Consider the following 22,196-nt stretch of genomic DNA (forward strand, 5'->3'; position numbering starts at 1 on the left):
GAAGAATTAGATGACATTGTCTGGGAAATTAACCACAAACCTCGCAAAACCCATGGTTATTTAACCGCTCAGGAAATGTTAGAATTGGAGCAAGCAACGGGTGTTGCGATTCCATTTAGAATGTAGGACTTTCATTTTCCTATAATATGAGTAGGATTACCCTATGAATAAAAAAATCAAAGTTCGAGTCCGGTTAATTATCATTAAAGACGGCCACATCCTGCTTTCCCACAACACGCGGGACAAGTTCTATTATTATGTCGGCGGGAAAGTGGAATTTCGAGAAACTTTGGCCGAGGCAGCCAAACGGGAAGTGCGCGAAGAAGCCGATGCCGACTTCACTTTCGGGAAAATCCTTTACATCCGTGAATTTATCCCGTCTGATGATCCGACTGAGCATTCCGCCGAGTTTTTCATTTTGGGCGATGTTGATAAATTCGCTGGCATTCACGGGCGAAATGATGATCTGGCCACTGCCGAAACTTGTCTTGAGTGGATAAAGCTGGATGATTTGAAAAAAATTAATGTCCTGCCAGCGCGCTTAACCGATCTGGTTCTGGCCGGCCATAAATCCGGCTTTAAAGAAGAAATAAAATACCTCGGCCGGTTTGATTAAAAAGATTCTCAACCCAATGAGAATAAAAGGTTAATCAGTTCTCTGGATGAATCTTCATTGTTTTACCAAGAAAATCGCCTGGGTTTTTTCCGGAAATGTATTTTGACAGTAGTTCGTCAATTTCTCTGTTTGATGAGTAAGGCGGAGGACAGATTGCCCCGGATTTTGGATTGGCTTGAACAAGTTTTTTGAAGTGTTTAAAGTTAAAGGTAACTACCAGGTAGTTTTCCTTCACTGCTAAATTATGAATTTCCTCGTCCGGCGCCTGTTTGGAAAGTCCGTAGTTAAACACAGAATGGGCAAGGCTGCTCTTCTTACTCAGTTTGGGGAATTCTGAAGGTTTGGCAAAAGCACTGTCAAGAAGAAACCTGAACTTTCTGGTCTTTTTGGCTTTGTTCCTATCTTTGCGCGTAATACTCAAAAAACTCTCTCAGGTCCTTTTGGGTTAACTTGCCAAGGTTGGGAATTTCTTTTTTAATTTCTGCGAGAGTGTAGTTCATGGCTTTCAGGGCCATGACTCTGGCCACGGGCACCCTTGTTCCTTTAATCACGGGAACTCCTCCTTGAATATTGGGATCGATTTGCATCATTGCCGGCATTGATTTTATTATCTTCATAAAAGTTGACGATTGTCAACAAGAATAAGGAAAGTTTGTGAAAGTTTAGTGAGAAGTGACTAACTCTCTCAATATGGAATATAATTTAGTTATGTCTGATTTGAAAAAATACCGTGAACACGAAACCATTTTGGCCGTCGTCGTTTTCTTTCGCTGTCGCGGAAAATTTCTTCTTTTAAAAAGATCGCCCAAGAAAAAAGTTGATGCTAACACCGTCAACGGCGTCGGGGGAAAAGTGGAACCGGGGGAATCTTTTCTTGACGCCATTGTCCGGGAAACCAAAGAAGAAACCGGCCTTGATATTTCTCCGAAAAAGTTCGTCCCTCACGGCCTGGTCCAAGTCCCGGATCTCAATAATAATGTCGAGTGGGTGATCATGGAATTCGTGGCGGATTTAAAAAAAGAAGTGCAGATCCCGGAGAGCGAAGATGGGCAATTCACCTGGTACAGCCCTGAGGAAATCAAGAAACTCCCGATGCTGGCGGATGTCAAACAGTTTCTCCAGACCATTCATAAAACCCCCAAAGCCTTCGCCCTGACTTTTTGCGCCTATCGCCAAGACGGCGAGGTCAAAAATGTTTCTTCAACAGTCTTTTCCTAACAAGGCAAAACAAGTTCTTCTGTTTTTATTAGACAATGATAGAATGGGGAACAGGGGGAACGCGTATGGATGATTATAAACTGCGAAAATATCTTTCAGCCATTGAGGCCGCAAAATATTTAGACATTAATGTCAAAGCGCTACGAGTGTTGGTTTCTTCAGGCAAAGTCAACTCGACAGTTTCTCCCAGCGGTCAGCAGCGCTTTGTCCTGGCTGATTTAAAAAAAATCGAGCAGACAAACCATACAAAGGCCAAGCGGCTACCGGGTCTGAAATTTTGGGAAACAGAAATTAACGGAACAAGCCAAAAAATCTTTATGAAAAGTTCTTGCAAAATGGACGATTTGCCAGATGAATCTGTGCATCTTATGATAACCTCGCCGCCATACTTTAACGCTAAAATGTATTCCAGAAAACCGCTTAAAGAAGATCTGGGAAATATTCATGATCTGGAAAGATGGTTTGCCACAATTGGTGAAGTCTGGCGTGAGACCTATCGAGTTTTGCAACCGGGCCGGAAAGCTTTTATCAACATCATGAATTTGCCGGTTCGGGAAAACGGCGGTTTCTACAGTTTGAATCTGGTCGGCCAAACAATTGACTTAATGACTAAAATCGGCTTTATTTTTAAGCGCGATATTATCTGGCACAAAACTAATGGGGTGCGGGCCCAATTTGGCACCTACCCTTATCCCGGCGGAATTCTGATTAACAACATGCATGAGTTTATTTTGGAGTTCAATAAACCAGAGAAAAAAGGGTTTAATAAATATGCTCACCTGTCCAAAGAACAGAAGGAGCGCTCTAAAATTGATAAAGATTTTTGGCTATCGCTTAAAAATAGTGATGTTTGGCTGATGAAACCGCAAAATAGTGGTGATGGTCGCAGCCATGTGGCGCCATTCCCATATGAGTTGCCATACCGGCTAATTAAAGCCTACAGCTACATTAGTGAAACAGTTTTGGACCCCTTCCTCGGCAGCGGCACCACCTTAAAAGCGGCAGCAGATTTAAAACGAGATGGTGTCGGCTATGAAATTGTCCCGGAGATTGCCCGAGATGCGATCTCTTCCTTGAAAAATTATCAGGAGCGATTGCTTTGAAGATCTTCTTTGCTGATTTGATAATCGTCAGGCCTCATTTGAATTTTCTCGGTTGGGATATTCCAGGTTTCTTTCCCGCCTAGTCTGGAGTTTATCAATATTTTACCGTTTTCCTTAATAAAACTTGGCGAGAGGATAGTAAATTTTTTGATTGGCAGGAAGGCAAAAAGAATCACACCATTTTGTCTCTCAGCTCTCGTAACTTTATTCTTTTTAACATCATAAGCGTCAAGCTCAGTCGTGCTAAATTGGAATTCAACCTGGGTTGGGGGGGTGCCGTCATTTAAATCGACCTCGTAATCCAAAGCGCCGGTGACTTTACCTTTTGGGCTTTGACCCTGAACTATTGTGCGGTTTTGATCGGAACCCGAGATTTTAACAGTGGCTTTAGGATATTTCCGGCGCAGGTTTCTTTCTAGCCAGACCGAGAACGCGTCTTCGACAGCCCAAAAAGCCTTCATTTGTTGTCCAAACTGTTCAGCGGTTCGACGGTCTCGAATCCAACTATCGATATCTACAGTCTCGCCCTTGGCAGCAAAATACTTGGCCATGTATTTTTTGGTTTCCTCTTCAATGCCCCAGGGTTTTACCAAGGCGAGAAGCTCGTCAGGTTTTTTTGCCATAAATTCGCCTAATACTAACATAGCCGATTGACAAATTAAACGTTACTGACGCCCCAAACCTCAAATTGAATGGAAACATGAATCGAGAAGGAGTAGAATCCGGGTAACTATGGGTCAAACTTTTTGGACTATTTTCGCAGGAGTTACAGTTTTTAGTTTGGGCCAAATATTTCAAAACTTTTTCTTAAAGCCGCTACAGACTTTTCAGAATGTAAAAGGTGAAATAATTCACAAAGTAAAGTTTCATTCGAACGTAATTACGAATTCTGGACTAGATAAGGAACATTTGAGCTGGGCATCAGGAGATATGCGTGACTTAAGTTGCCAGTTAGAAACTAGTTATCTGTTAGTCCCATTTACAAGTGTTTTAAGCCGTTTTAGTCTTATTCCACCAAGGATTGATATAAGAGAGGCCGCCCGAATACTTATCTTGTTGTCTAATGCTGGAGGAATGCCTGGAAATGAAGAGAAAAACGCAAAATCTATTGATAAACTTAAAAAATTACTAAAGGCGGAGTTGTAAGTAAAATTTCCAGATAGAGCTCTCTAAAAAGCTAGCGAGGAGTGACTTAGCTTTCGTCTATAAGCCTTCCAAGATATTCCGGGTCCCAATCCCAAAAAGTAATTCCTCTTTCTTTGATAAGTTTCGGAAGTAATGCACTTTTTAGATCTTTAATTGCCATAGCGATGATTTTATTGCCTTCTTCTAGACTTGTCTGTAATTCCCAATCAACCCATCGGCTTTGGTGAGTTGTCTCACTAATAAGACAAACGGTAACACTTGAACGTCTGATTTGATCTCTAATTACGCGCTTTAGATACTCGGCGTTGTTGCTATCAATTGCTTCTTTAATTGATTCATCATAAAACTCAAGCTCAAAGTTTGGGTTATCTTTCAACAACCTCAGACCCCTGACGTGATCAAGATCATCAGAAGAAAAGCTTAAAAAAACGCGCTTCTTTTCTTGCTTAAGTAAAGTAGTGTCCGAATACATATTTATCCTTTCCTAACACCTTTAAACTTACCGCCACTGGTTTTATTGTCCATGAATATTCCAGTATCCTTATTCTGCTTAACCCACAAGTGGGTTTTTGGATTAAAGTATTGCGTACGCTTATCAACCGCGCCTTCCCTGCCTTTACCTTTAGGTCCATTTGTCGCCATATTTATCACCACCTCTAGCAAACGCAGCTAAAGTTTGCTAACCGGAATATAAAAGAATGCCCAGATTTTAGTCAACTATCAACTTTCACATCATAAGACATCAACCTATAATTTTCTTGACTTTGTCCCCAAGCAATGAAATACTGAGGTAACTTTTCCACACATAAATTGGTTGAGAGGGGGTGAGGAAATGAAGAAGATTTTGAAAATAGTCGGGGGAATTTTTCTGGTTCTTATTATTTTGGGCGTGATCGGGGCGATAACCGGCGGAAGCAAAAAGACTCCTACAGAAAATTCAGGGGCGGCTAAAGAGACGGCCAACACGAATAACGCACCGCAAGCAGTTGAGCCAACCAAGATTCAGGCAAGCGAACTGGCTGACGATTTTGACGCTAATCAAGTGGCGGCAAAAGAAAAATGGAATGGGAAGCTGGTCGAGTTTACGGCCGCAGTCTCTAATATCACTGAATCCGGGTTATCTTTTACCGGCATAGCCAGCAAGCAGTTTTCTTTAACCCAAATCAGTTGCGCGGTGACAGATAAACAACAACTGATGCCTTTAAAAAACGGACAGATGGTCACGGTTCGGGGCACGGTGGGGGATCAAATGTTGGGAGTGATCAGTATTAAAGATTGCTCGGTTGTTCAGTAGGCAGATCACGAAAGGCACATTGGCTTAAGGGTTGAAGCCGGGCAAAAAAATTTACCGGGGCGGATTGGCAGAACGGCGAAAAAGGCGGCGGGTGCCGTCAACAAAAAGATAGGTGCCTCCGGCAGCCATTAGTACCAGAAAACCAATTGACACTACCGGCGGCGCGCCGGCTTCGTTCAGGCGGCGCAAAAAACCGGGAACATCCCAGCCGCTCCCGCTAAGCTCCGAAATTATGGGTGAGTTGGGGTCCAGAACCGTTCCGGCAGTTTCCGCAATCGCCGCTCCGCCAACCAAAATCTCAAAAGGCGCTATGCGGTTTAATAACCGGTTACTGAAACGGCTGGTCCTTCTGAACAGATTGGGCCTTTTTTCAGGATTTTCTGACATAAGCGGATTCTAAATGTCGAAAGTAAAGAAGTGGTAATATCTTCCTATGTCTAAGGAAAAATTGCACATGGGAATGCTGTCGGAGATGCGGCGGGTGGCGGGGCCGGATTGGGACAAGTATCGTGATGAGATTCGTAGGCACGGGGCAATTGTCAATTATGTAAACGGAAAAATCGTCGGGTTCTCTTTTGGCGAAATTCTAGTCGGGCAAAAGGGAAATGGCCACCGGGGATTTGCCGGGCAGGAAGGAAAACCTCAGGCAGGTCTGCGCCAATATCTGGAAAGCTTAGGTCGGGATGATGTGACGCCTGAGGAGCTTTCAAAACAGGATATTGTGGCAAGGAGAAAAGGGCATGGCAGCGGAAGGCATTATGGCCGGGGAAAACATCCTTCGACAGTGAAAGATTTTCTGCGGGATACTGGCCAGCGTTGGAATTTCCCGGAACCTGCTCCCGAGACTTCAGAAAAACCGGCTTCGGACGATTCACTACAGACTTCTAAATAAACTCTGCGAGTATGAAAATTTCAGTGATTGCACATCCAAACTCCCGCCGGCCAAGAGTGGAAACGGATCTTCTAGGCGCCTTGCATGTCTATGTTTCAGAACCGCCGCTTGATGGTAAAGCTAATCGGGCGGCAGGGGAAGCGCTGGCAAAGTATTTTAAAGTTAAAAAGAATCAGGTGCTTTTGGTGTCGGGAGAAAAAACGAAGAATAAGATGTTTGAAATTATTAAGGAAAATGGAGAGGGCTGAGCGGATGGGGATTGAAGTTGAGAGGTGAGCTGGTTAGAATCAAGGCATGCAGATCAGGAAAGAATTTTGCCTTCCTCCCGTTGCGAACTTTCCCTGGAAAGAGGTGGGGCTGACTCTCTATTACAAAACTAATATTGAGGGGGAATTTGACGCCGTCCACGCGACGCGCGAAGTTGTCGGTGAGGCCCGGACAAGACTGGGAATAGGGGCCGATCTGCTGCTGGACCCCGATTCGTTTGGCCGGGTGAAGGAAGAAATGTGGAAAATGGCTAATGAGGAACAGCGGCCCGGATGGGAACCGGCCCGCCACTCAGTCTTCATGGAAAAATAACTTCCGCGATCGGTATAAAGCGATCACCGGAATGATAACCACTCCGGCCAGAAGATAACCTCCGAGAATGTCTGTTGGGAAATGCTGGCCGGAATAGATCCGGCCAAGGCCAACGGCGGCCATGATAATAATCGCCAGGAGAGTGACCCAGCGTTTGCGGTAAACCGCGGCCACAAAAATAAAAACCAGAGAAGTTAAAAGAACATGGCCGCTGGGGTAACTGCTTAGCGGCAGGGGAAAGAAAACATGCAGCTGAGCCGGGGTGGGCCGGGGACGGTTAATAATCGTAATGTGAAACAAAAATCCGACGACATCCAGTATACTCAAAAGAAGAAGGAAAACTATCGCCCGCCATTTCCGGGTGAGAATTAAAGCCAGAAGGACGGCGCCCAGCCAAAGGAAAAGCCACGGGGCCCAGCCGGAATACATGACCGCGTAGCTGGGAGCGGACAGAAAAGTATATTTTTGCACCGCCCGGCCGATAGAGAGGTCCCAGCCAAGGGTCGCTCCGGAATTAACTGTAACAGTCAGCCAGATAAAAGCCGCCAGGTCGATTAGCCATAGGACCGCCAGTTTCATATTTTCCTTAAGGAGGATTTTATGTCCTCTTCATTAAAATCCGGTAAATTTCTGACGGGGGAAAATTTCGCGGCGAGGACTTGAAATCCCGGATTTTTCGGAGAATACTAAATTAATGAGCAAAGGAGATTTGGTTAAGTATTTTCTTATTCCGGGAGTGCTGATTCTCTTTTTGGGGCTGTTTAGTCTGGCAAACATTTTCGCTCCTGCGGGCAAGCAGAATATCTTTTCTCCTGTGCCTTCGAACGAGACGCCCTGGGCCAAGCCGCCGACCGTTGCTCCGAAGGTCACCCCCAAATGGGTCGGCGAAGAATATAACCAGGTGGATGTTGATCTGCGGGATTTCCCCCGGACTTACTTTGCCGGAAACGGCGTCGCCGATCCGCAAACTTCAGACAAGGTTATTACCGCCAGCCCGGTGGATCCGGCCCAGATCGAAAGAGTTTATAAATTCCGGTCCTGCCACGGGCATGACTACTACGGCGCCGATTATGACGGGTCGGAAGAACCCAATAGCTCGATGAAAGATTATTTCAAGCCGCTGGAAAGTCTTGAAGGTACTAACGACCAGGTGAAAGTTTTTGCCCCGTTTAACGGGGTAATTGTGGAGATTGACCCTATGGATATTGTCCGGGGTCGGCATTTCATGATTATGCGCGAACCTTTCGACGGCTGGTACGCGACTTTTATCCATATAAATTTCGACGACTCGCAGATTTACGAAGGGGCGCATGTTAAAGCCGGCCAGCTTATCGCCCACGCGGTTACCGATAACTATGGGCGGGATTTTGATTTTGCCCTCCAGCGCTTCAGTCACGAGAATGCCCAGTATAACGGCGCCTACATTAACGATAATTTTCAGACCTATCTGACCCAAAACCTCGAGCCACCTTTTGCCCACATGACGGACGCGGTTTTGGCAAAGTGGAGGCAATACGGCGTCACGGCCGCCGACACGATTGTCAGCAAAGAGTCCCGCGAAGCCGACCCCTGTACCTGCAAAGGCGGGTCGCCGGGAACCACCAGCTGCCATTATCATAATCCCAACGGCATCGACAGCGTCGTTTTAAAACCATGAGCAAACACAAACTTTTACTGTGGAAAATTTTAGGCCTGATGTTTATTATCTTTCTGGGATTTTTTGTCCTTGGCATCTGGCGGGCCATGCATCCCGGACCGGCCACTAACCTTCAGGGAACCTGGACCACTTTCAAACCGGCGACGGCCGATTCTCCGGTTGTCACCATCATGTTTGCCAAAAACCTGACCGGTTATAAATATGCGCTGGAAAACAAAAATTACATGGCGTCACCGTTCAGCTATAAAGTCAAAAATGATAATACCCTCACGGTTACCGATAAATCCGGAAGCCATGAGGTGGCGGTGCAAATGCCCAGTATTGATACCTTAATCCTCAATCTTGACGGCCACGAAGTAACCTTCAAAAGATCCAAGTATGATTATGGCTACTTAGACACCAGGTATTAGGCAGTCTTTGCCCTGGTTTAATTATCTGGTTTGATATCTTGACAGCTGCCGAAATTATTATCTTAATATTAATCAGATGAAATTTTTTATTATTATTGCCCTGGTTATTGCGGTTGCCGGGGGAGGATTTCTCGTCTACAAAAATCAGGCCCATCCGGCTTTAAATAAAGCCGCCGGAACAACCAATAAATCTTCCCAGGAAACGGTTCACAAGGCGGTGGTTGACTGCGGCATTTATGAGAAAAAACCGGACTATGCAAATATGCCGGCTGACCTTCGTGATCTGACCAAACAAACCATGGAGGACCCGAATAACGCTTTTGTTGCCGGCGACAGGGGAAATCTCCCAGCTGATTTTCCGGCAGTGGCGGACCAATCGAAACTTTGCGGCAGCATCCGAGGATTTAAAGCCACTTATTACACCACCTCTCTTTCCGATGATGATTTGTTTAAGTCGATGACCCTTAAGCTAAAAGCCTACGGCTGTGACACGGAAGCCCCCCAACACGGGGTGAGCAGTAAATACCTTTATTACATGAACTTTACCTGTCCCGGAGCAAAAGGATTGGTGGGCACCGACCCGACCCGATTTGCTTACGCTATCATCTACCCCGCGACCTCAGGAGATAGTAATTGAACTCCTTCAAAGAGCAGATGGCTTCTTAAACTGCAAAGAATTTCCCAGTTTTAGTCAAAACACACAGAATTGAAAACCTATAATGTGAAAGATATAATCGGGTTGAGTAAATTGAACTCAAACTAGATATGTTTCCCGAATCGCCGATAGAAATACCACCTGGCAAAAGAATAGTTGGCTTCTTAGATGGCAGCTATTGGTTCGTCGATGAGGATGAATGTCGGGGATGCCTTATGCAGACCCGCAAGAATGAAATGCCTGAACATATGGTTCCAGTATTTGAAGACAGAGACGTCATGGTTGTTCAGGACGCAGAATTTCCGGTACCAGGCTTTTACGTCATTGCCCCCAAGGCTCATATTCGAAGTATCAGCGATTTTTCTCCTGAATTAGCCATGAAAATGGGTCTGGTTACATCTTTAACGAGGAAAGGAATGAGAGACGAGCTGGGTATAGAATTTGCTGAAATATATCACGAAGAGAGAATAAAAAATTCCCATTATCATCACTGGATTCTTCCATGTTGGGATTATGCCTTGAGAAGGTCGGGTTCAATCCCGACAATATTTCCTTCAAGAGAACAAGGATATAACCATTTGTCTCCTAATATAGTTAATTATCTTAGAAGTTTCAGTTTTGAAGAAGAGAATAAGAAGATACTTGAGTTTAATACTAAAATGCAAAATTATTTTAAAGATTCTAAAAGGACAAATTTATTATTCTAAATACTTTGATGAAAGAAAGATCCAAAGGGTTGTCTTTAGCAATTGGAAAATCATGCTTTCTTCGGTGCCCAGGTTGCTACAACCATTTTTCTTTAGGTCCGTTAGTTTCAAAAGAAGCTATTCGTGATTTTGCCAAGACTGTTAAGAGGGATGTCGGATTAGAGACCATTACGGTTTGTGGGGGAGATCCATTATCAAGACCCGACATATTAGAAATTCTTCAGTCACTTAAAGAAGAGAACTTAAAAGTTCAGGTGGACACTACAGGTATTCCATTGATGGAAGACGCTCGTTTGATTTTTTACGGTACAGGAGCTGTTAAAAAAATACCGCTTGACCTGTTGGCAAAAAGCGTTGATTTGTTGGGTCTTCCAATTGACGGGTCTACCGATGAGATCACTAAAATGTTCCGTCAGGGAAGAAGTAATTATACGAATAACGTGATCAGCTTGGCTAAACGATGTGCGGAATACGATATAAAGGTTTGTATTAATACTGTAGTCCATAAAGGAAATTACCGTGACCTCAAAAACATAGCGGATTTACTGGTTGGCCTGCCAAGCGTTATAAGGTGGCAGCTGTTTCAATTTTCGCCGACTGGTCCAATAGCCTATCATAATAGAGATAAATATTTTATAAATACTAATATTTTTAATCAGGCTATTTTTGGATTACAGGAGTACTTATCCTTCCGTGACCATAACATATCAGTAGAGCCGAAAAGCAACCAAGATAGAAACGATTCGTATATATTGGTCGATAGCGGAGGAGACGTCTGGTCACCTCAAAATATTTTGCTTGATGGTGATAATTTCAACAATGAAGACAACAGTAGGAGAATCGTGTTTGGAAATATTAACGAGAAGAGCAGATTAAGACAAATAATTTATAGCGCTTATAACTACTAAATGGAGAACAAAACTCCATCATGGATAAAGGAAATTCTTTCTAATGATACAGAATGTTCCGCGTGGTATCCGCTTGTCGAAAGCGGACGGCTGGAAGCAATCAAAAAACACGCAAAATGCAAAATTCTTAAGGGAAATATCGATGATATTGTCAACGCTTTAACTTACAAGAGTCGAAGAAAATTAAGGGTAATGTTCTTTCGTGATGGACCTTTCTTACCTATCTCCACCGGAGCGGCGAATTCTATTTACGGTCTAATGAATGCGTTAAGTGATAGAGGGGTGGAAGTATATTTGCTTTATTCTTATCGGGGGTGGAGCGATAAACGCCTATATCTTAAGCAGAAATTTAGCACAATTTTTATTTCACCCGACGATTTTTATAACAATAAAAAATTGATCAGCAAAATTGTCCTAGGCTTAAATATTGATATCTGTCATCTTGATTCAGCTGAAGCCGTCTGTCTGCAGTGCCATTTACTTCCCAGACATAAAACAAGACTGCTTTTTGAAGTACACAATATTGAAAATGAATTAATGAAGCAATTAAAACTTCCTCTAAAGGATATCAACAATATTAAGGTTTACGAACAAAAAGCTTTTAGTCTGGCCGATATTGTCATCGTTCGTTCAGAACAAAATTGTCAGTCAGCGATAGACCTCGGATGCGATAAAGGCAAAATCTATGTATACAAAGGAAGTATTGATGTCGGGAGAATTAAATTTTTGAGACGGTCCTTACTTAGAAAAAATACAATGTTGTTTCTCGGACATTTAAATTATGGTCCCAATCAACAGGCGGTAGAGCTTGCAATTGAAATTGCAAAGGCCAGCGGTAAAAAGTTATTGATTGCCGGGAAAGGTGCTCTATTTCTCAAACAAAAGTATTCCTCAAATAAAATAAAGTTTCTCGGGAGGGTAGAGAATCTTAATGGTCTATTTTCTAAAGTTGATATTGCCATTGCTCCCATTATTTCCGGGTCTGGCACTAGAATAAAAATTCTTGACTATATGGCAGCGGGCATACCTGTAGTTTGTACCGATATGGCAATTGAGGGTTTAGAGCCCCAGATTAAAAGATGTTTAGTCGTCGAAAATAATATCTCTAAGTATCCCGAACTGATCAGTAAATTGTATGAAGATAAGAATAAAACAAAAATATATTCTATAAAAGGTAGGAAATACGTAGAGAAACATCGTGATTGGAAAGTAAACGTCAAAGATGTTCTCAGTGCTTATAACCAAAAACTTTATGTTTAACAAATTAAATAAGAGTCTTATTATTGGTTTTGAGGGGATGCCGCGAAGCGGAAAAACAAGTACCCTGAAAAGGCTGATGGAATATAATAATGCACGCCTGGTAACTCTTGAGGAAATTTATTTTTCAAAAGAACAATTAGCCGGCTTAACTGACAAAAGAGGAACGATAGTTGAATCTAAATGGTTTATTGATTGTGAGGAAGAACGAGCTGTTAGGTTAAAGAATCTTGATAAGAAAGCGAAAATAGTAATAGCTGACAGAACATATTTATCGACATTGGCATATTGTTATGCCAGGTCGAAAGTTAATTCAAACCCCGAGGAGTTTGAGGAACTAGTTAAATATGTAAAATCAAAAAAACAATACCTGATTCCTTACAGCCACATTATTCTGTTTGATAATTCGGCTAAAAAAACAATTAATAGAAGACGGGGCTGTTCTCGCGTAGATTTAGTCTACTGGAGCAATCAACGGTTCATGAACCACTTTGAAAGTTTTTATCAGAATATGATTCATAAATATACGAATGCTTCAATTATTAGGCTCGATGCCAGAAATATCAGCGTCCAGCAAACCTATCTCTTAGTCAAAAACATAATTGAAAAATTAACCGTTAATTATTATGGATTATTTTCGAACTGTCGCTAAGATTTGGTTAACGGCATTCTGGGGGTTATCCGATGTGTTGTCAATTTCGTGAAGCTTGTGTTTACGAAATTCCTCTAAACACTGTCGTTCAGACCATTGCCGTTTTTCGATAGGGATACCATAATTATAAGTTCCACGCGCTTGAAGTCGCAGAAGCCTTTTGTCTTCCTGGCAAACTATAAGAAAGGCGTAATCCGGCTGCCGATATGTGTCGGGTTTGGGCAGTTGAACATCAAGCCCATAAACTTTGTGATAACAAATAGTAGTCCAGATGTACTTGTCGCATACCACATTTTGCGTTTCTAAAATACTACTTATCTCCCGCGATGCCTGCATTGTTGAAGCCAAGTAAAACAGGAATCTAGATTCTAGATCTAAGGTTCTTTGGGCTTCCTCTCTCATTTTTTCAAACATTTCGGGTGGAGTGTGATAATATTCAGCCGAAATTTGCTGAGACAACAGCTTACCCACTGCAGTCTTGCCGCTTCCAGAAATACCTTCTAGGACAATAAATTTTGGTTGATCTTCAGGCATTTAAATTAAACCCTCCAGTTTGCTTGTTAAGTCATAGACAATTTTTTTACTCTTTGATTCATCTTTACAGCTGGTCAAAAATTCGCGGATGCTTTTGATATATTTGTCGTTGTTTGCAAATTGCGGATAGAGACGTTGTTCTTTTCTTTCATAGACACCAATAAAAAACCGCAGGTTTGATGCAAAGTCAGCCATTTTAATTTGTTTTGCCTCGTCAGAAATCTTATTTAGCCTTTCGTAATATTTTTCTCGTTGCCGCGGCGTATAGTTTTTGGGGTGCGAAATTTCTTTGACCAGGCTGGCGACCTTTTTGGAAAAGTTGATTTCCAGTTCTTTATAAGTAGTGGCGGTGTCTTCTAGGGTATCATGCAAAATTCCAGCTATAAGAAGGTCCTGGTTAGTAATTTTAAATTCGTTTTGGAGTATTCGGAAGACATCGAGGAAATGGTTTTTTTTGCCTGCTAAAGCAAATTTTTCAGTGGCGAATTTCTTAGCAATATCTGTCAGTTGATTCTTTGTTTTGGTAGCCATATTAATCTATAGGCCCCTATTTTAGCAAATATTTATTTTTAATGTTTCTGTTAAAATATCTCCATAATGCTCCAAGTAGGAATCGTTGGCCTTCCAAATGTCGGGAAAAGTACCTTGTTTAACGCCCTTCGCGCGGCTCAGGGTAAACTTTCTAAACCGGCGCTGGTGGCCAATTATCCGTTCGCGACGATCGAACCGAATGTCGGTATCGTTCCGGTACCGGATAAGCGTTTAGACGAACTGGCGTCGATTACTCAAGCCGAAGAAAAATTAGACCATCTACCGCCGATTGTCCCGGCGACTGTTCAGTTTGTGGATATCGCCGGACTGGTCAAAGGCGCCGCGGAAGGAGCGGGACTCGGGAATAAGTTTCTCTCGCATATCCGGGAAGTGGATTTAATTTGCGAAGTGGTTCGGGCGTTTCCGGATGAACACATTATTCGGGAAGGAAGCACCACGCCGGAAGATGATATCGCCGTGATTAATACGGAATTAATCCTGGCGGATCTGCAAACCCTACAAAAAGGAGCAGAAAGCGTTAAGCGTCAAGCGGGAAGTAAGAAAACTGCCGTTGAAAAGTTAACCGCCGGATTAAATAGCGGAAAGTTGGCCAGTGAAGTACCGCTGACAGATGAGGAAAAAGAGGCGGCGAAGGAGTTGCAACTGCTGACGGCCAAGAAATTTTTGTACGCGGTGAACGCCAACACCTCAACGGACTGGTCGCAGGTAGACGAGTTGGCCAAAAAATATCCGGGGCAGGTTTGCGTTATTGACGCGAAGTTGGAAGCGGACTTGGCCGAATTTGACGACAAGGAACGGGCGGAATATTTGGCAAGTCTGGGAATAAAAGATTCCGGAGTAGATCAGCTAATTAGGTTGGCCTACAACGCTTTGGGGCTAATCTCTTTTCTGACGGCCGGGGAAAAAGAAGTCCGGGCCTGGACGATAACTAAAAATATGAAAGCCCCTCAGGCGGCCGGAGTGATCCACACGGACTTTGAAAAGAATTTCATTAAGGCGGAAGTAGTTTCCTACCCTACTTTTATCGAAAACGGGGGATGGAAAAAGAGTCGGGAACTGGGGAAAGTGAGGCTTGAAGGAAGAGAATACACAATGCAGGATGGGGATGTGGTTGAATTTAAAGTCGGAATTTAGTAAAATCTCGATTAGATCTTATGCGGGATTACGAGCTGACAGTTTTGGTGAAACCCAATCTTACGGACAAAGAGTTAGATAAAGAGGTAAAAAACCTTACCGAACTTCTGACTAAAGCCGGAGCGAAAGTTTCTTCCAAAAACGATTTCAAAAAACAAAAAACCGCTTATCCGGTAGCCGATTTCGGCGAGGCTTATTATGGCTTTTTGGAACTGGATCTAGACCCGGCAAAAGTGTCAGAAGTTGACCGATTACTGAAGTTACAGGAGAATTTTATTAGATACCTGTTAGTGAAAGCAGAGTAGTATGTCTTCAAAATCACTGAACCGCGTCTTATTAATCGGAAATGTAACCCGCGATCCGGAGCTGCGATATACCCCGCAGGGCAACGCGGTGGCTACCTTTGGTTTAGCGACCAACCGCAGTTGGAAAACGGAAAACGGGGAAATCCGGGAGGAAGCGGAGTTTCACCGGCTCGTTTCCTGGAATAAATTAGCCGAACTGTGCGCCCAATTGTGTACCAAAGGTCGCAAGATTTATGTAGAGGGCCGGCTGCAAACCCGAACCTTCACCGGCAGCGATAACGCCCAACATACAATCACGGAAATTGTAATTGACGACATGATTCTTTTGGATTCCAAGTTTGCCGGAGCAGGAGCACAGACTGCCGCCAATACTCCCACGGCGAACACCGAACCCGCCACCGAAGCCCAACAAAAGGATGAGCCAAAAGAAGGTAAAAAAGAAGAGAGAAAAGAGAAGAAAGCCAAAGAGGAAAAAGAAGAAGCAAAAGAAGCACCGAAACCCTCCGACGCGGCTCAGGGTAAAGAGGATGTTAATATAGACGATATACCGTTTTAAATTTCTAATTACTAATTTCTAATTTCTAAATATGTTCAGGAAATTTCAAAAACAAAAACCGGTTAAGAAAAATTGCCCGTTTTGCAAGGAAGAACGGGAACCGGACTACAAAGACTACAACGCGCTGCGAAAATACATGAGCGAGCGCGGCCGCATTCTGGGTCGGGCCAGAACCGGTATTTGCGCCAAACACCAGCGCCGCGTCGACCAACAAATCAAACGCGCCCGCCACTTGGCTTATCTCCCATTTGTCGAAGGCTTGTAAATCCTGTACAATGACTCCATGCGACTGAGGGTTATCCGCAGTTTTTTTCTGGTTTTGGCTATTGCGATCCTTTCCGGGGGCATTGGCTATAAACTGGGCAGCGCCCAGACAAAACTCTTCAATTCCACTCCGGTTAAAAATGCCGATCTAACTCTCTTCTGGACGGTTTGGAACGAACTCTCCGACAAATATGTCGACAAAACCAAACTGGACACTTCGAAAATGGTTTATGGCGCCATTTCCGGCATGGTGTCGGCTGTCGGTGATCCCTACACCGTTTTTCTGCCGCCGACACAAAACCAACAGGCCAAAGAGGATTTAAACGGCAGTTTCGAAGGCATCGGGGCGGAACTCGGTATAAAAGATAACCGGATCGTGGTCGTGGCACCGATATCCGACAGCCCGGCTCAGAAGGCGGGAATTCTGGCCGGGGACTGGATTGTTAAAGTAGATAATCAGGATACCGCCAGCTGGACCTTACCGGAGACGGTGGCCAAAATCCGGGGAACGGCAGGAACCAAGGTGGCGCTAAATATTCTTCACCCGAAAGCCGATAAGCCCGTTGATGTGACCATTACCCGTGGGCAGATTATTTTAAAAAGCGTGGAATGGAAAAAACTCGGTAACAACATTGCCTATATTAAATTAAACCGTTTCGGCGACCAGACGGATCCGCAGTGGGATCAAACCATTAACGAGATAGTAGCCAGCAATCCCGCGGGGGTAATTCTCGATGTCCGCAATAACCCCGGTGGCTATCTTTCGGGAGCGGTGTACATTGCCTCGGAGTTTTTAAGAAGCGGAGTTGTGGTTAAACAGCAGGATTATAATAATCAGACGCAGACCTACTCCGTTGACCGTCCCGGCAAACTGCTTTCGGTTCCGATGGTAGTTTTGATTAACCAAGGTACGGCTTCGGCCAGCGAAATTCTAGCGGGCAGTTTACAAGTGGCCGGCCGGGCGAAAATTGTCGGGACGCAGTCCTTCGGAAAGGGGAGCGTTCAAGAAGCAGAAGATTTGCCCAACGGTTCGGGTCTGCATGTGACAATTGCCAAATGGCTTCTGGCTAACGATCATTGGATTAACGGTACCGGTTTGACGCCTGATGTTAAAATAGAAAATGACGCTAATGATCCAACTAAAGACGCGCAGCTGGATAAAGCCTTAAGCTTGTTCTCAGGAAACTCGATACAATAGCATCAGAATGAACCGGAAAAGTAAAATCGTTGCCACTATCTCCCTGGTTTTAATTTTAATTCTTCTGGGAGTAGGTTCCGGTGTTCTCGGTTTCAAAACCAACCAACTGCCAAAATTAAATATTTCCGGACCCAATGTCGGCGTGCTTCAACCTTCACAGAACACCCAGGTTGTCACTGAAGAATCGGTCACAATCGATGTGGTTAAAAAAGTGACGCCCACGGTGGTTACTGTTGCCATTACTCCAAGCGCCCAGTCCGCGCCGAACTTTAATTTCGGACCGTTTGGGTTTTTCGAGGCTCCGCAAAATTCGCCCTCGCCCCAGACTCCGCAAAATATCGGTTCGGGCTTTATCGTTCAATCAGACGGCTTAATTGTGACCAATAAACATGTGGTTTCGGACACCAGCGCAAAGTACCGGGTGATTACGGCGGATAACAAGTCCTACGATGTTCAAAAGATTTACCGTGATCCGAATAACGACCTGGCCATTATTAAAATTAACGCGACCAATTTGCCCACAGTCACTTTGGGCAACAGCAATGACCTTCAGGTTGGCCAGTTTGCCATTGCGATCGGCACGGCTCTCGGGGAGTTCCGTTCCACAGTGACGACCGGTGTCGTCTCGGGCATCGGCCGGGACATTACCGCGGGCGCGCCGTTTCAAGGGAGCGAGCAACTGAACAATATTATTCAAACTTCAGCGGCAATTAACCCGGGCAATTCCGGCGGTCCTTTGCTCAATTCTTCCGGCCAGGTGATCGGCATCAATGTGGCGACTGCCTCTAATGCCCAAAACATCGGCTTTGCTTTGCCGGTAGATGTTTTGAAAAGTGATCTGAACGCTTTTGAAACAGCCGGGGGTTTTCCGGCCATTGCCTACCTGGGTGTCCAATATCAAATGGTTTCGCGGCAGCTTTCCATCCTTAACGAAATTCCGGAAGGCGCTTACATCCAGACGGTTGTTTCCGGCTCGCCGGCAGAAAAAGCCGGAGTTCAGGACGGAGATATCATTACCAAAATTAACGGCCAGGCTGTGCGGGATACCAGCGGGGGACTGTCTTCCATCATTTCCAAACTGAAACCCGGAAATACCATTGACCTGACGGTTTACCGCGACGGCAGCGGCAGTGGCTCCGGCCAGACCCTGGACCTTAAAGCGACGCTGACGGAAGCTTCTCAGTAAACTTCTTCTGTAATTCGTTAATAATTTCGTCCAGTTTGCCGTCCATAATCACATTGATATTATGAAAATTTTGGTCCAGGCGATGATCAGTAACTCTATCCTGTAAAAAATTATAAGTCCGGATCTTTTCGTTGCGCATGCCGGTGCCCACCTGAGCTCGACGCTCTGCGGTCATTTCGGACAATTGTTTTTCTTCTTCCCGTTCCCACAAAATTTGGCGCAATTTTTTCTCGGCTTTCTCCCGGTTTTTGGATTGATCGCGCTCTTCGGTGCAAGTAACAACTGTGCCGGTGGGTTTATGGGTTAAGCGGACGGCGCTGCTGACTTTATTCACATTCTGGCCGCCATGGCCACCGCCCCTAAAAAAATCCCATTCCAGATCCGCGGGATTAATGTTGACATCAATGTCTTCCAACTCCGGCATGACGGCGACAGTTGCCGTCGAGGTGTGAACTCTGCCTGACGATTCCGTTACGGGGACACGCTGAACCCGGTGGACGCCTGATTCATATTTCAGTCTTCCATAGACTCCCTTGCCCGTAATCTTTATGGATAAATCGCCTTCGGGAAAAACTTTCCAGCCTTGCGTTTGGGCGTAGCGGCTATACATTCTTAGTAAATCCTGACCCCATAACTTTGCCTCTTCACCGCCGGCCGCGCCGCGGATTTCCAAAATGATATTTCTCCGGTCATACTTGTCGACCCCGGGAGTTTCCGGCTCGGCGGAAACGGGAGAAATTAGGTAGCTTTTCTCTTCCTCAAGTTTATTTATTTCTTCCTGGGCCAGCTGCGCCATAGAAGGATCTGCTTTAAGCTTCTCAGCCTCAGCAATCTTTTTATCGATTTCTTCGATCTGGGGTTTTAGATAATCGGGGATATCCATGGCAATCTATTTAGCTTGCATGAGCATTTCGCGAAGCGTCTTGGGGCGGTTTTCCTCCCGGGTCTTTTCTTCCTTTTTGGCTTTAACGACGGCTTGTTTAGCCGCAGCCGCTTTTTGTCTGGCCTGGAACTTCTCGATTTTGCCGACAGTGTCCACGAACTTCTGGGCGCCGGTATAGAACGGATGGCATTTAGCGCAAATTTCCACGCGAATAACAGGCTTGGTGGAACCAGTCGTAAAAGTGTTGCCGCAGGCACAAATCACCTGGGCATTGGGATAGTATGTCGGATGGATATTGGCTTTCATGACAGCTAATTATACTATTTTTCCAGCAGCTTGTGTAGGGGGTGCCAGCTGATCCGGCGCTCGGCGATAAGGATACCGAGGAATACTAAAAAAGTTCCAATAACAAAAGGCCAGGTAATTTTTTCTCCTAATAATGGAATCGCGATCACGATGGAGGCCACGGGGTCAATGTAAGTAAAAACGCTCGTGCGGTAGGCCGAAAGCTTGGCCAACGCCCAGTCATAGACAGTGTAAGCGACGACCGTGGAGAGGATTGACGCGTAGAAAATTCCCACCCAGCCGCGGTAGTCAAGTTGAGTAAACCAGGCCGGGTTTTGGAAAAAATCGGTAAACAGAAATGGAAGGAAAGTCAGGGTGCCGATAAAGCAGGACCAAAAGGTCATCGCCAGGGCATTCCCGGCAGTTAAAAATTTCCGCCCGGCCACGGTGCTAATGGCTGCCACCAAAGTAGCAAAGATCATCAAAACATTGCCAAAGATCTGCATGCTTGGTTCCCGAGCTAAAATGGGCTGGATAATTATCGTCAAAACTCCGGCCAAGGAGATGACCGTGCCGATAATGGCGCTTTTTTTCACCCGTTCCCGTAAGTAGATAGCGGAACCGATAAGAACCATAATCGGCCCGGAAGAGGCAATAATTGTCGAATCCAAGGCAGTGGTGTTTTCCAAAGCGAAGAAGAAAAAAAGAATATTCAGGGTGATACCGGTCAGAGCATAGACCCACAGCCACTTATTTTTTAAGTCCGCGTATTTAGCCGTTTTGTGGGCAAACGGATACAAAATTAGCGAAGCGCTTAAAAAGCGGATAAAGGCCAGGGACAACGGAGGAATGTTTTCCAGGGATAATTTCAAAATCGGAAAAGACGCGCCCCAAATAAGATTAGCAATAATTAGGGCCAGAATGGGGTAATTAAGTTTTCTCACTGATTAACTTTAGCGCATCCGCCGGCGTGGTAGTAGTCTGAGTTTTAGAACGCAGATTTTTAACCGTCACCAATTTCTTTTCCACCTCGTCGGGACCGATAATAACGGCAAACGGAATTCCTTTAGCATCGGCATACTTAAGTTGTTTGTCGAGTTTTGCCGTCGCGTCGAGATAAACCTCGGTATTGATGTTTTTCTGGCGAAGTACTTCGGTCAATTCCAAAGATTTTGCTAACAATTCCGGCGAGAAAATAGTGACTAGAGCGGTGGTGGGTGTTTTTGACAGGTTTGGCCAAAGATTAAGCTCAGTAATGACATCGCAGATGCGGTCGATACCAAATGATGTTCCGGTCGCGGCAATATCCTGGCCGATAAACTTTCCGATAAGTCTGTCATACCGTCCGCCGCCGGTGACAGAACCGATTTTGGGTTCGGTAACAGATGTTTCGAAAACAATTCCGGTGTAGTAGTCTAAGCCGCGCGAAAGAAAAGGCTCAAACTTGTAATATTCTCGGGGAACTCCAAGGGCTTGTACCGCATCAAATATTTCCGTCAGGTTTTGGTCTGGCTTGACGTTTTTAATATTATCAAAAATCGATTTCACCGTTTCTTTACTGAAACCTTTTTCCTCGAGTTCCCTTTCAACCTCCTCCTGACTTTTTTTGTCCAATTTGTCAATTGATTGAATAGTTGTTAAATATTTGTCTTGCGGCACATCGGCTTTAGCCATCATTGCAAAGAGAATTTGCCGGCTGTTAATCCTGATAGTAAATTCTTTAAATCCTAAACCTCTTAGCCCTTCATAAATAACGGCAATAATTTCCGCGTCGGCGAGGGGAGAGTTTGAACCGAAAGTATCGATGTCGCACTGAGTAATTTCCCGGTACCGGCCTTTCTGGGGTTTGTCTGCCCGCCAAACAGGCTGAATTTGATAACGCTTGAAGGGTTTAACTAAATTGGGGTATTGAGCCAAAACTCTGGCAGTAGAGATGGTTAGTTCGTAACGCATGCCCACATCACGCTGGCCGGGGTCTTTAAACAAATACATGAGTTTTTCGGCTTCCGCCCCGCTTTTACCTAGAAGGATATCCTGGTATTCCAGTGTCGGATTTTCCATAGGAGAGAAACCGTACTTTTCGAAGACGGCAGTAAGAATGCTAATAACCCGTTTCCGGACAGCCATATCTTCAGGCAAAAAGTCGCGGAAACCGGGTAGGGTTCTGGGCTCAATCAATTTAGCCATAGGTTTATGATACCAAAT

At 44.6% G+C, this 22,196-nt stretch carries 33 protein-coding genes and 1 pseudogene; 21 read left to right on the forward strand and 13 right to left on the reverse strand.

Going from position 1 to position 22,196, the window contains the following annotated elements:
• The first annotated feature begins 163 nt into the window (after positions 1 to 163).
• The gene (locus tag M1403_00005; GenBank protein MCL4397408.1) at positions 164 to 616 is read left to right on the forward strand and encodes an NUDIX domain-containing protein; all 453 of its coding nucleotides are present in this window, start codon (positions 164 to 166) and stop codon (positions 614 to 616) included.
• A gap of 34 nt (positions 617 to 650) precedes the next feature.
• Here the strand turns inward: M1403_00005 and M1403_00010 are convergent, their stop codons facing one another.
• Positions 651 to 1,037: a DUF5615 family PIN-like protein gene (locus M1403_00010; GenBank protein ID MCL4397409.1), complete on the reverse strand. Its 387-nt coding sequence runs from the start codon at positions 1,035 to 1,037 to the stop codon at positions 651 to 653.
• A complete protein-coding gene (locus M1403_00015) occupies positions 1,015 to 1,233 on the reverse strand; it encodes a DUF433 domain-containing protein (protein MCL4397410.1) in 219 nt (72 codons plus the stop codon). Before M1403_00015 ends, M1403_00010 begins: the two co-directional genes overlap by 23 nt.
• A gap of 91 nt (positions 1,234 to 1,324) precedes the next feature.
• Here M1403_00015 and M1403_00020 point away from each other — a divergent pair, with 91 nt between their 5' ends.
• Together M1403_00020 and M1403_00025 are read left to right on the forward strand one after the other, a co-directional pair.
• Entirely contained in the window at positions 1,325 to 1,834 is a 510-nt protein-coding gene (locus tag M1403_00020) for an NUDIX domain-containing protein (protein ID MCL4397411.1), read from the forward strand.
• Positions 1,835 to 1,899: 65 nt separating this feature from the next.
• Entirely contained in the window at positions 1,900 to 2,937 is a 1,038-nt protein-coding gene (locus M1403_00025; GenBank protein ID MCL4397412.1) for a site-specific DNA-methyltransferase, read from the forward strand.
• On the opposite strand, the gene M1403_00030 is transcribed toward M1403_00025, so the two are convergent.
• The gene (locus tag M1403_00030; GenBank protein ID MCL4397413.1) at positions 2,919 to 3,560 is read right to left on the reverse strand and encodes a hypothetical protein; all 642 of its coding nucleotides are present in this window, start codon (positions 3,558 to 3,560) and stop codon (positions 2,919 to 2,921) included. The two genes, M1403_00025 and M1403_00030, sit on opposite strands and share 19 nt — an antisense overlap.
• 109 nt (positions 3,561 to 3,669) lie before the next feature.
• Between M1403_00030 and M1403_00035 the strand changes: the two genes are divergently transcribed.
• On the forward strand, positions 3,670 to 4,083 hold the full coding sequence (locus tag M1403_00035; protein ID MCL4397414.1) for a hypothetical protein: 414 nt from the start codon (positions 3,670 to 3,672) through the stop codon (positions 4,081 to 4,083).
• Between the two features lie 46 nt (positions 4,084 to 4,129).
• Here M1403_00035 and M1403_00040 read toward each other — a convergent pair whose 3' ends face one another.
• Entirely contained in the window at positions 4,130 to 4,555 is a 426-nt protein-coding gene (locus M1403_00040; GenBank protein MCL4397415.1) for a TIR domain-containing protein, read from the reverse strand.
• A gap of 2 nt (positions 4,556 to 4,557) precedes the next feature.
• Positions 4,558 to 4,725, reverse strand: coding sequence for a hypothetical protein (locus M1403_00045; protein MCL4397416.1), 168 nt, complete (start codon positions 4,723 to 4,725; stop codon positions 4,558 to 4,560).
• 190 nt (positions 4,726 to 4,915) lie between these two features.
• On the opposite strand from M1403_00045, the gene M1403_00050 reads away from it, so the two are divergent.
• Entirely contained in the window at positions 4,916 to 5,377 is a 462-nt protein-coding gene (locus tag M1403_00050) for an OB-fold putative lipoprotein (GenBank protein MCL4397417.1), read from the forward strand.
• Between the two features lie 51 nt (positions 5,378 to 5,428).
• On the opposite strand, the gene M1403_00055 is transcribed toward M1403_00050, so the two are convergent.
• Positions 5,429 to 5,764 carry a hypothetical protein gene (locus M1403_00055; GenBank protein ID MCL4397418.1) on the reverse strand — a complete coding sequence of 112 codons (336 nt, stop codon included), beginning with the start codon at positions 5,762 to 5,764 and terminating at the stop codon, positions 5,429 to 5,431.
• 46 nt (positions 5,765 to 5,810) lie between these two features.
• Between M1403_00055 and M1403_00060 the strand changes: the two genes are divergently transcribed.
• The 3 genes from M1403_00060 to M1403_00070 are packed head-to-tail and all read left to right on the forward strand — an operon-like array spanning position 5,811 to position 6,848.
• Complete coding sequence (locus M1403_00060) at positions 5,811 to 6,269, forward strand: hypothetical protein (protein MCL4397419.1); 459 nt, start codon at positions 5,811 to 5,813, stop codon at positions 6,267 to 6,269.
• A gap of 11 nt (positions 6,270 to 6,280) precedes the next feature.
• Positions 6,281 to 6,517, forward strand: a complete 237-nt coding sequence (locus M1403_00065) for a DUF167 domain-containing protein (protein ID MCL4397420.1) — start codon at positions 6,281 to 6,283, stop codon at positions 6,515 to 6,517.
• A 46-nt stretch (positions 6,518 to 6,563) separates the two neighbouring features.
• Complete coding sequence (locus M1403_00070) at positions 6,564 to 6,848, forward strand: hypothetical protein (GenBank protein ID MCL4397421.1); 285 nt, start codon at positions 6,564 to 6,566, stop codon at positions 6,846 to 6,848.
• Here the strand turns inward: M1403_00070 and M1403_00075 are convergent.
• Positions 6,828 to 7,427 carry a phosphatase PAP2 family protein gene (locus tag M1403_00075; protein MCL4397422.1) on the reverse strand — a complete coding sequence of 200 codons (600 nt, stop codon included), beginning with the start codon at positions 7,425 to 7,427 and terminating at the stop codon, positions 6,828 to 6,830. The two genes, M1403_00070 and M1403_00075, sit on opposite strands and share 21 nt — an antisense overlap.
• A gap of 115 nt (positions 7,428 to 7,542) precedes the next feature.
• Here M1403_00075 and M1403_00080 point away from each other — a divergent pair, with 115 nt between their 5' ends.
• From M1403_00080 to M1403_00110, 7 genes are all read left to right on the forward strand, one after another.
• Positions 7,543 to 8,505 (forward strand): hypothetical protein, encoded by a 963-nt coding sequence (locus M1403_00080; GenBank protein MCL4397423.1) that lies wholly within the window; start codon positions 7,543 to 7,545, stop codon positions 8,503 to 8,505.
• Positions 8,502 to 8,915 carry a hypothetical protein gene (locus tag M1403_00085; protein MCL4397424.1) on the forward strand — a complete coding sequence of 138 codons (414 nt, stop codon included), beginning with the start codon at positions 8,502 to 8,504 and terminating at the stop codon, positions 8,913 to 8,915. Before M1403_00080 ends, M1403_00085 begins: the two co-directional genes overlap by 4 nt.
• A 76-nt stretch (positions 8,916 to 8,991) precedes the next feature.
• Entirely contained in the window at positions 8,992 to 9,552 is a 561-nt protein-coding gene (locus M1403_00090) for a hypothetical protein (GenBank protein MCL4397425.1), read from the forward strand.
• A gap of 128 nt (positions 9,553 to 9,680) precedes the next feature.
• Complete coding sequence (locus tag M1403_00095) at positions 9,681 to 10,277, forward strand: hypothetical protein (GenBank protein MCL4397426.1); 597 nt, start codon at positions 9,681 to 9,683, stop codon at positions 10,275 to 10,277.
• Between the two features lie 8 nt (positions 10,278 to 10,285).
• Positions 10,286 to 11,185: a radical SAM protein gene (locus M1403_00100; GenBank protein ID MCL4397427.1), complete on the forward strand. Its 900-nt coding sequence runs from the start codon at positions 10,286 to 10,288 to the stop codon at positions 11,183 to 11,185.
• On the forward strand, positions 11,186 to 12,445 hold the full coding sequence (locus tag M1403_00105; protein MCL4397428.1) for a glycosyltransferase family 4 protein: 1,260 nt from the start codon (positions 11,186 to 11,188) through the stop codon (positions 12,443 to 12,445).
• Positions 12,438 to 13,094, forward strand: coding sequence for a hypothetical protein (locus tag M1403_00110; protein ID MCL4397429.1), 657 nt, complete (start codon positions 12,438 to 12,440; stop codon positions 13,092 to 13,094). Before M1403_00105 ends, M1403_00110 begins: the two co-directional genes overlap by 8 nt.
• Here M1403_00110 and M1403_00115 read toward each other — a convergent pair.
• Positions 13,074 to 13,628 carry an AAA family ATPase gene (locus tag M1403_00115; protein ID MCL4397430.1) on the reverse strand — a complete coding sequence of 185 codons (555 nt, stop codon included), beginning with the start codon at positions 13,626 to 13,628 and terminating at the stop codon, positions 13,074 to 13,076. The two genes, M1403_00110 and M1403_00115, sit on opposite strands and share 21 nt — an antisense overlap.
• Positions 13,629 to 14,159 (reverse strand): HD domain-containing protein, encoded by a 531-nt coding sequence (locus M1403_00120; GenBank protein ID MCL4397431.1) that lies wholly within the window; start codon positions 14,157 to 14,159, stop codon positions 13,629 to 13,631. It lies immediately after the preceding gene.
• A 63-nt stretch (positions 14,160 to 14,222) separates the two neighbouring features.
• Between M1403_00120 and ychF the strand changes: the two genes are divergently transcribed.
• Genes ychF through M1403_00150 form a run of 6 tightly spaced genes read left to right on the forward strand, consistent with a single transcriptional unit; the run spans position 14,223 to position 18,823 of the window.
• Positions 14,223 to 15,314 carry a redox-regulated ATPase YchF gene (gene ychF / locus M1403_00125; protein MCL4397432.1) on the forward strand — a complete coding sequence of 364 codons (1,092 nt, stop codon included), beginning with the start codon at positions 14,223 to 14,225 and terminating at the stop codon, positions 15,312 to 15,314.
• 20 nt (positions 15,315 to 15,334) lie between these two features.
• On the forward strand, positions 15,335 to 15,619 hold the full coding sequence (rpsF, locus tag M1403_00130; GenBank protein MCL4397433.1) for a 30S ribosomal protein S6: 285 nt from the start codon (positions 15,335 to 15,337) through the stop codon (positions 15,617 to 15,619).
• Position 15,620: 1 nt separating this feature from the next.
• Positions 15,621 to 16,175 (forward strand): single-stranded DNA-binding protein, encoded by a 555-nt coding sequence (ssb, locus tag M1403_00135; protein ID MCL4397434.1) that lies wholly within the window; start codon positions 15,621 to 15,623, stop codon positions 16,173 to 16,175.
• Between the two features lie 31 nt (positions 16,176 to 16,206).
• Positions 16,207 to 16,440 (forward strand): 30S ribosomal protein S18, encoded by a 234-nt coding sequence (gene rpsR / locus M1403_00140; GenBank protein ID MCL4397435.1) that lies wholly within the window; start codon positions 16,207 to 16,209, stop codon positions 16,438 to 16,440.
• An 18-nt stretch (positions 16,441 to 16,458) separates the two neighbouring features.
• Positions 16,459 to 17,637: a S41 family peptidase gene (locus M1403_00145; GenBank protein ID MCL4397436.1), complete on the forward strand. Its 1,179-nt coding sequence runs from the start codon at positions 16,459 to 16,461 to the stop codon at positions 17,635 to 17,637.
• A gap of 7 nt (positions 17,638 to 17,644) precedes the next feature.
• Positions 17,645 to 18,823, forward strand: a complete 1,179-nt coding sequence (locus tag M1403_00150; GenBank protein MCL4397437.1) for a trypsin-like peptidase domain-containing protein — start codon at positions 17,645 to 17,647, stop codon at positions 18,821 to 18,823.
• Here M1403_00150 and M1403_00155 read toward each other — a convergent pair.
• From M1403_00155 to hisS, 4 genes and pseudogenes are all read right to left on the reverse strand, one after another.
• On the reverse strand, positions 18,792 to 19,706 hold the full coding sequence (locus M1403_00155; protein MCL4397438.1) for a PCRF domain-containing protein: 915 nt from the start codon (positions 19,704 to 19,706) through the stop codon (positions 18,792 to 18,794). The two genes, M1403_00150 and M1403_00155, sit on opposite strands and share 32 nt — an antisense overlap.
• A gap of 117 nt (positions 19,707 to 19,823) precedes the next feature.
• Positions 19,824 to 20,012, reverse strand: a pseudogene (gene rpmE / locus M1403_00160) (50S ribosomal protein L31).
• Between the two features lie 14 nt (positions 20,013 to 20,026).
• A complete protein-coding gene (locus M1403_00165) occupies positions 20,027 to 20,935 on the reverse strand; it encodes a DMT family transporter (protein ID MCL4397439.1) in 909 nt (302 codons plus the stop codon).
• Positions 20,922 to 22,178, reverse strand: a complete 1,257-nt coding sequence (hisS, locus tag M1403_00170; protein ID MCL4397440.1) for a histidine--tRNA ligase — start codon at positions 22,176 to 22,178, stop codon at positions 20,922 to 20,924. Before hisS ends, M1403_00165 begins: the two co-directional genes overlap by 14 nt.
• Positions 22,179 to 22,196 lie beyond the last annotated feature (18 nt).

Source organism: Patescibacteria group bacterium (genome assembly GCA_023380635.1).
In the GTDB taxonomy this organism is placed as follows: domain Bacteria; phylum Patescibacteriota; class Microgenomatia; order JAMCZE01; family JAMCZE01; genus JAMCRP01.

Coding starts and splice junctions, on each gene's coding strand:
- M1403_00030 (MCL4397413.1), bottom strand. CDS start 3,560: ATGGCAAAAAAACCTGACGAGCTTCTCGCCTTGGTAAAACCCTGGGGC.
- M1403_00115 (MCL4397430.1), bottom strand. CDS start 13,628: ATGCCTGAAGATCAACCAAAATTTATTGTCCTAGAAGGTATTTCTGGA.
- M1403_00020 (MCL4397411.1), top strand. CDS start 1,325: ATGTCTGATTTGAAAAAATACCGTGAACACGAAACCATTTTGGCCGTC.
- M1403_00095 (MCL4397426.1), top strand. CDS start 9,681: ATGTTTCCCGAATCGCCGATAGAAATACCACCTGGCAAAAGAATAGTT.
- M1403_00100 (MCL4397427.1), top strand. CDS start 10,286: ATGAAAGAAAGATCCAAAGGGTTGTCTTTAGCAATTGGAAAATCATGC.
- M1403_00070 (MCL4397421.1), top strand. CDS start 6,564: ATGCAGATCAGGAAAGAATTTTGCCTTCCTCCCGTTGCGAACTTTCCC.
- M1403_00155 (MCL4397438.1), bottom strand. CDS start 19,706: ATGGATATCCCCGATTATCTAAAACCCCAGATCGAAGAAATCGATAAA.
- M1403_00050 (MCL4397417.1), top strand. CDS start 4,916: ATGAAGAAGATTTTGAAAATAGTCGGGGGAATTTTTCTGGTTCTTATT.
- M1403_00120 (MCL4397431.1), bottom strand. CDS start 14,159: ATGGCTACCAAAACAAAGAATCAACTGACAGATATTGCTAAGAAATTC.
- M1403_00015 (MCL4397410.1), bottom strand. CDS start 1,233: ATGAAGATAATAAAATCAATGCCGGCAATGATGCAAATCGATCCCAAT.
- M1403_00035 (MCL4397414.1), top strand. CDS start 3,670: ATGGGTCAAACTTTTTGGACTATTTTCGCAGGAGTTACAGTTTTTAGT.
- rpsF (MCL4397433.1), top strand. CDS start 15,335: ATGCGGGATTACGAGCTGACAGTTTTGGTGAAACCCAATCTTACGGAC.
- M1403_00045 (MCL4397416.1), bottom strand. CDS start 4,725: ATGGCGACAAATGGACCTAAAGGTAAAGGCAGGGAAGGCGCGGTTGAT.
- rpsR (MCL4397435.1), top strand. CDS start 16,207: ATGTTCAGGAAATTTCAAAAACAAAAACCGGTTAAGAAAAATTGCCCG.
- M1403_00150 (MCL4397437.1), top strand. CDS start 17,645: ATGAACCGGAAAAGTAAAATCGTTGCCACTATCTCCCTGGTTTTAATT.
- M1403_00040 (MCL4397415.1), bottom strand. CDS start 4,555: ATGTATTCGGACACTACTTTACTTAAGCAAGAAAAGAAGCGCGTTTTT.
- M1403_00055 (MCL4397418.1), bottom strand. CDS start 5,764: ATGTCAGAAAATCCTGAAAAAAGGCCCAATCTGTTCAGAAGGACCAGC.
- M1403_00065 (MCL4397420.1), top strand. CDS start 6,281: ATGAAAATTTCAGTGATTGCACATCCAAACTCCCGCCGGCCAAGAGTG.
- M1403_00075 (MCL4397422.1), bottom strand. CDS start 7,427: ATGAAACTGGCGGTCCTATGGCTAATCGACCTGGCGGCTTTTATCTGG.
- hisS (MCL4397440.1), bottom strand. CDS start 22,178: ATGGCTAAATTGATTGAGCCCAGAACCCTACCCGGTTTCCGCGACTTT.
- M1403_00145 (MCL4397436.1), top strand. CDS start 16,459: ATGCGACTGAGGGTTATCCGCAGTTTTTTTCTGGTTTTGGCTATTGCG.
- M1403_00060 (MCL4397419.1), top strand. CDS start 5,811: ATGTCTAAGGAAAAATTGCACATGGGAATGCTGTCGGAGATGCGGCGG.
- M1403_00025 (MCL4397412.1), top strand. CDS start 1,900: ATGGATGATTATAAACTGCGAAAATATCTTTCAGCCATTGAGGCCGCA.
- M1403_00090 (MCL4397425.1), top strand. CDS start 8,992: ATGAAATTTTTTATTATTATTGCCCTGGTTATTGCGGTTGCCGGGGGA.
- M1403_00005 (MCL4397408.1), top strand. CDS start 164: ATGAATAAAAAAATCAAAGTTCGAGTCCGGTTAATTATCATTAAAGAC.
- M1403_00080 (MCL4397423.1), top strand. CDS start 7,543: ATGAGCAAAGGAGATTTGGTTAAGTATTTTCTTATTCCGGGAGTGCTG.
- M1403_00085 (MCL4397424.1), top strand. CDS start 8,502: ATGAGCAAACACAAACTTTTACTGTGGAAAATTTTAGGCCTGATGTTT.
- M1403_00110 (MCL4397429.1), top strand. CDS start 12,438: ATGTTTAACAAATTAAATAAGAGTCTTATTATTGGTTTTGAGGGGATG.
- ssb (MCL4397434.1), top strand. CDS start 15,621: ATGTCTTCAAAATCACTGAACCGCGTCTTATTAATCGGAAATGTAACC.
- M1403_00105 (MCL4397428.1), top strand. CDS start 11,186: ATGGAGAACAAAACTCCATCATGGATAAAGGAAATTCTTTCTAATGAT.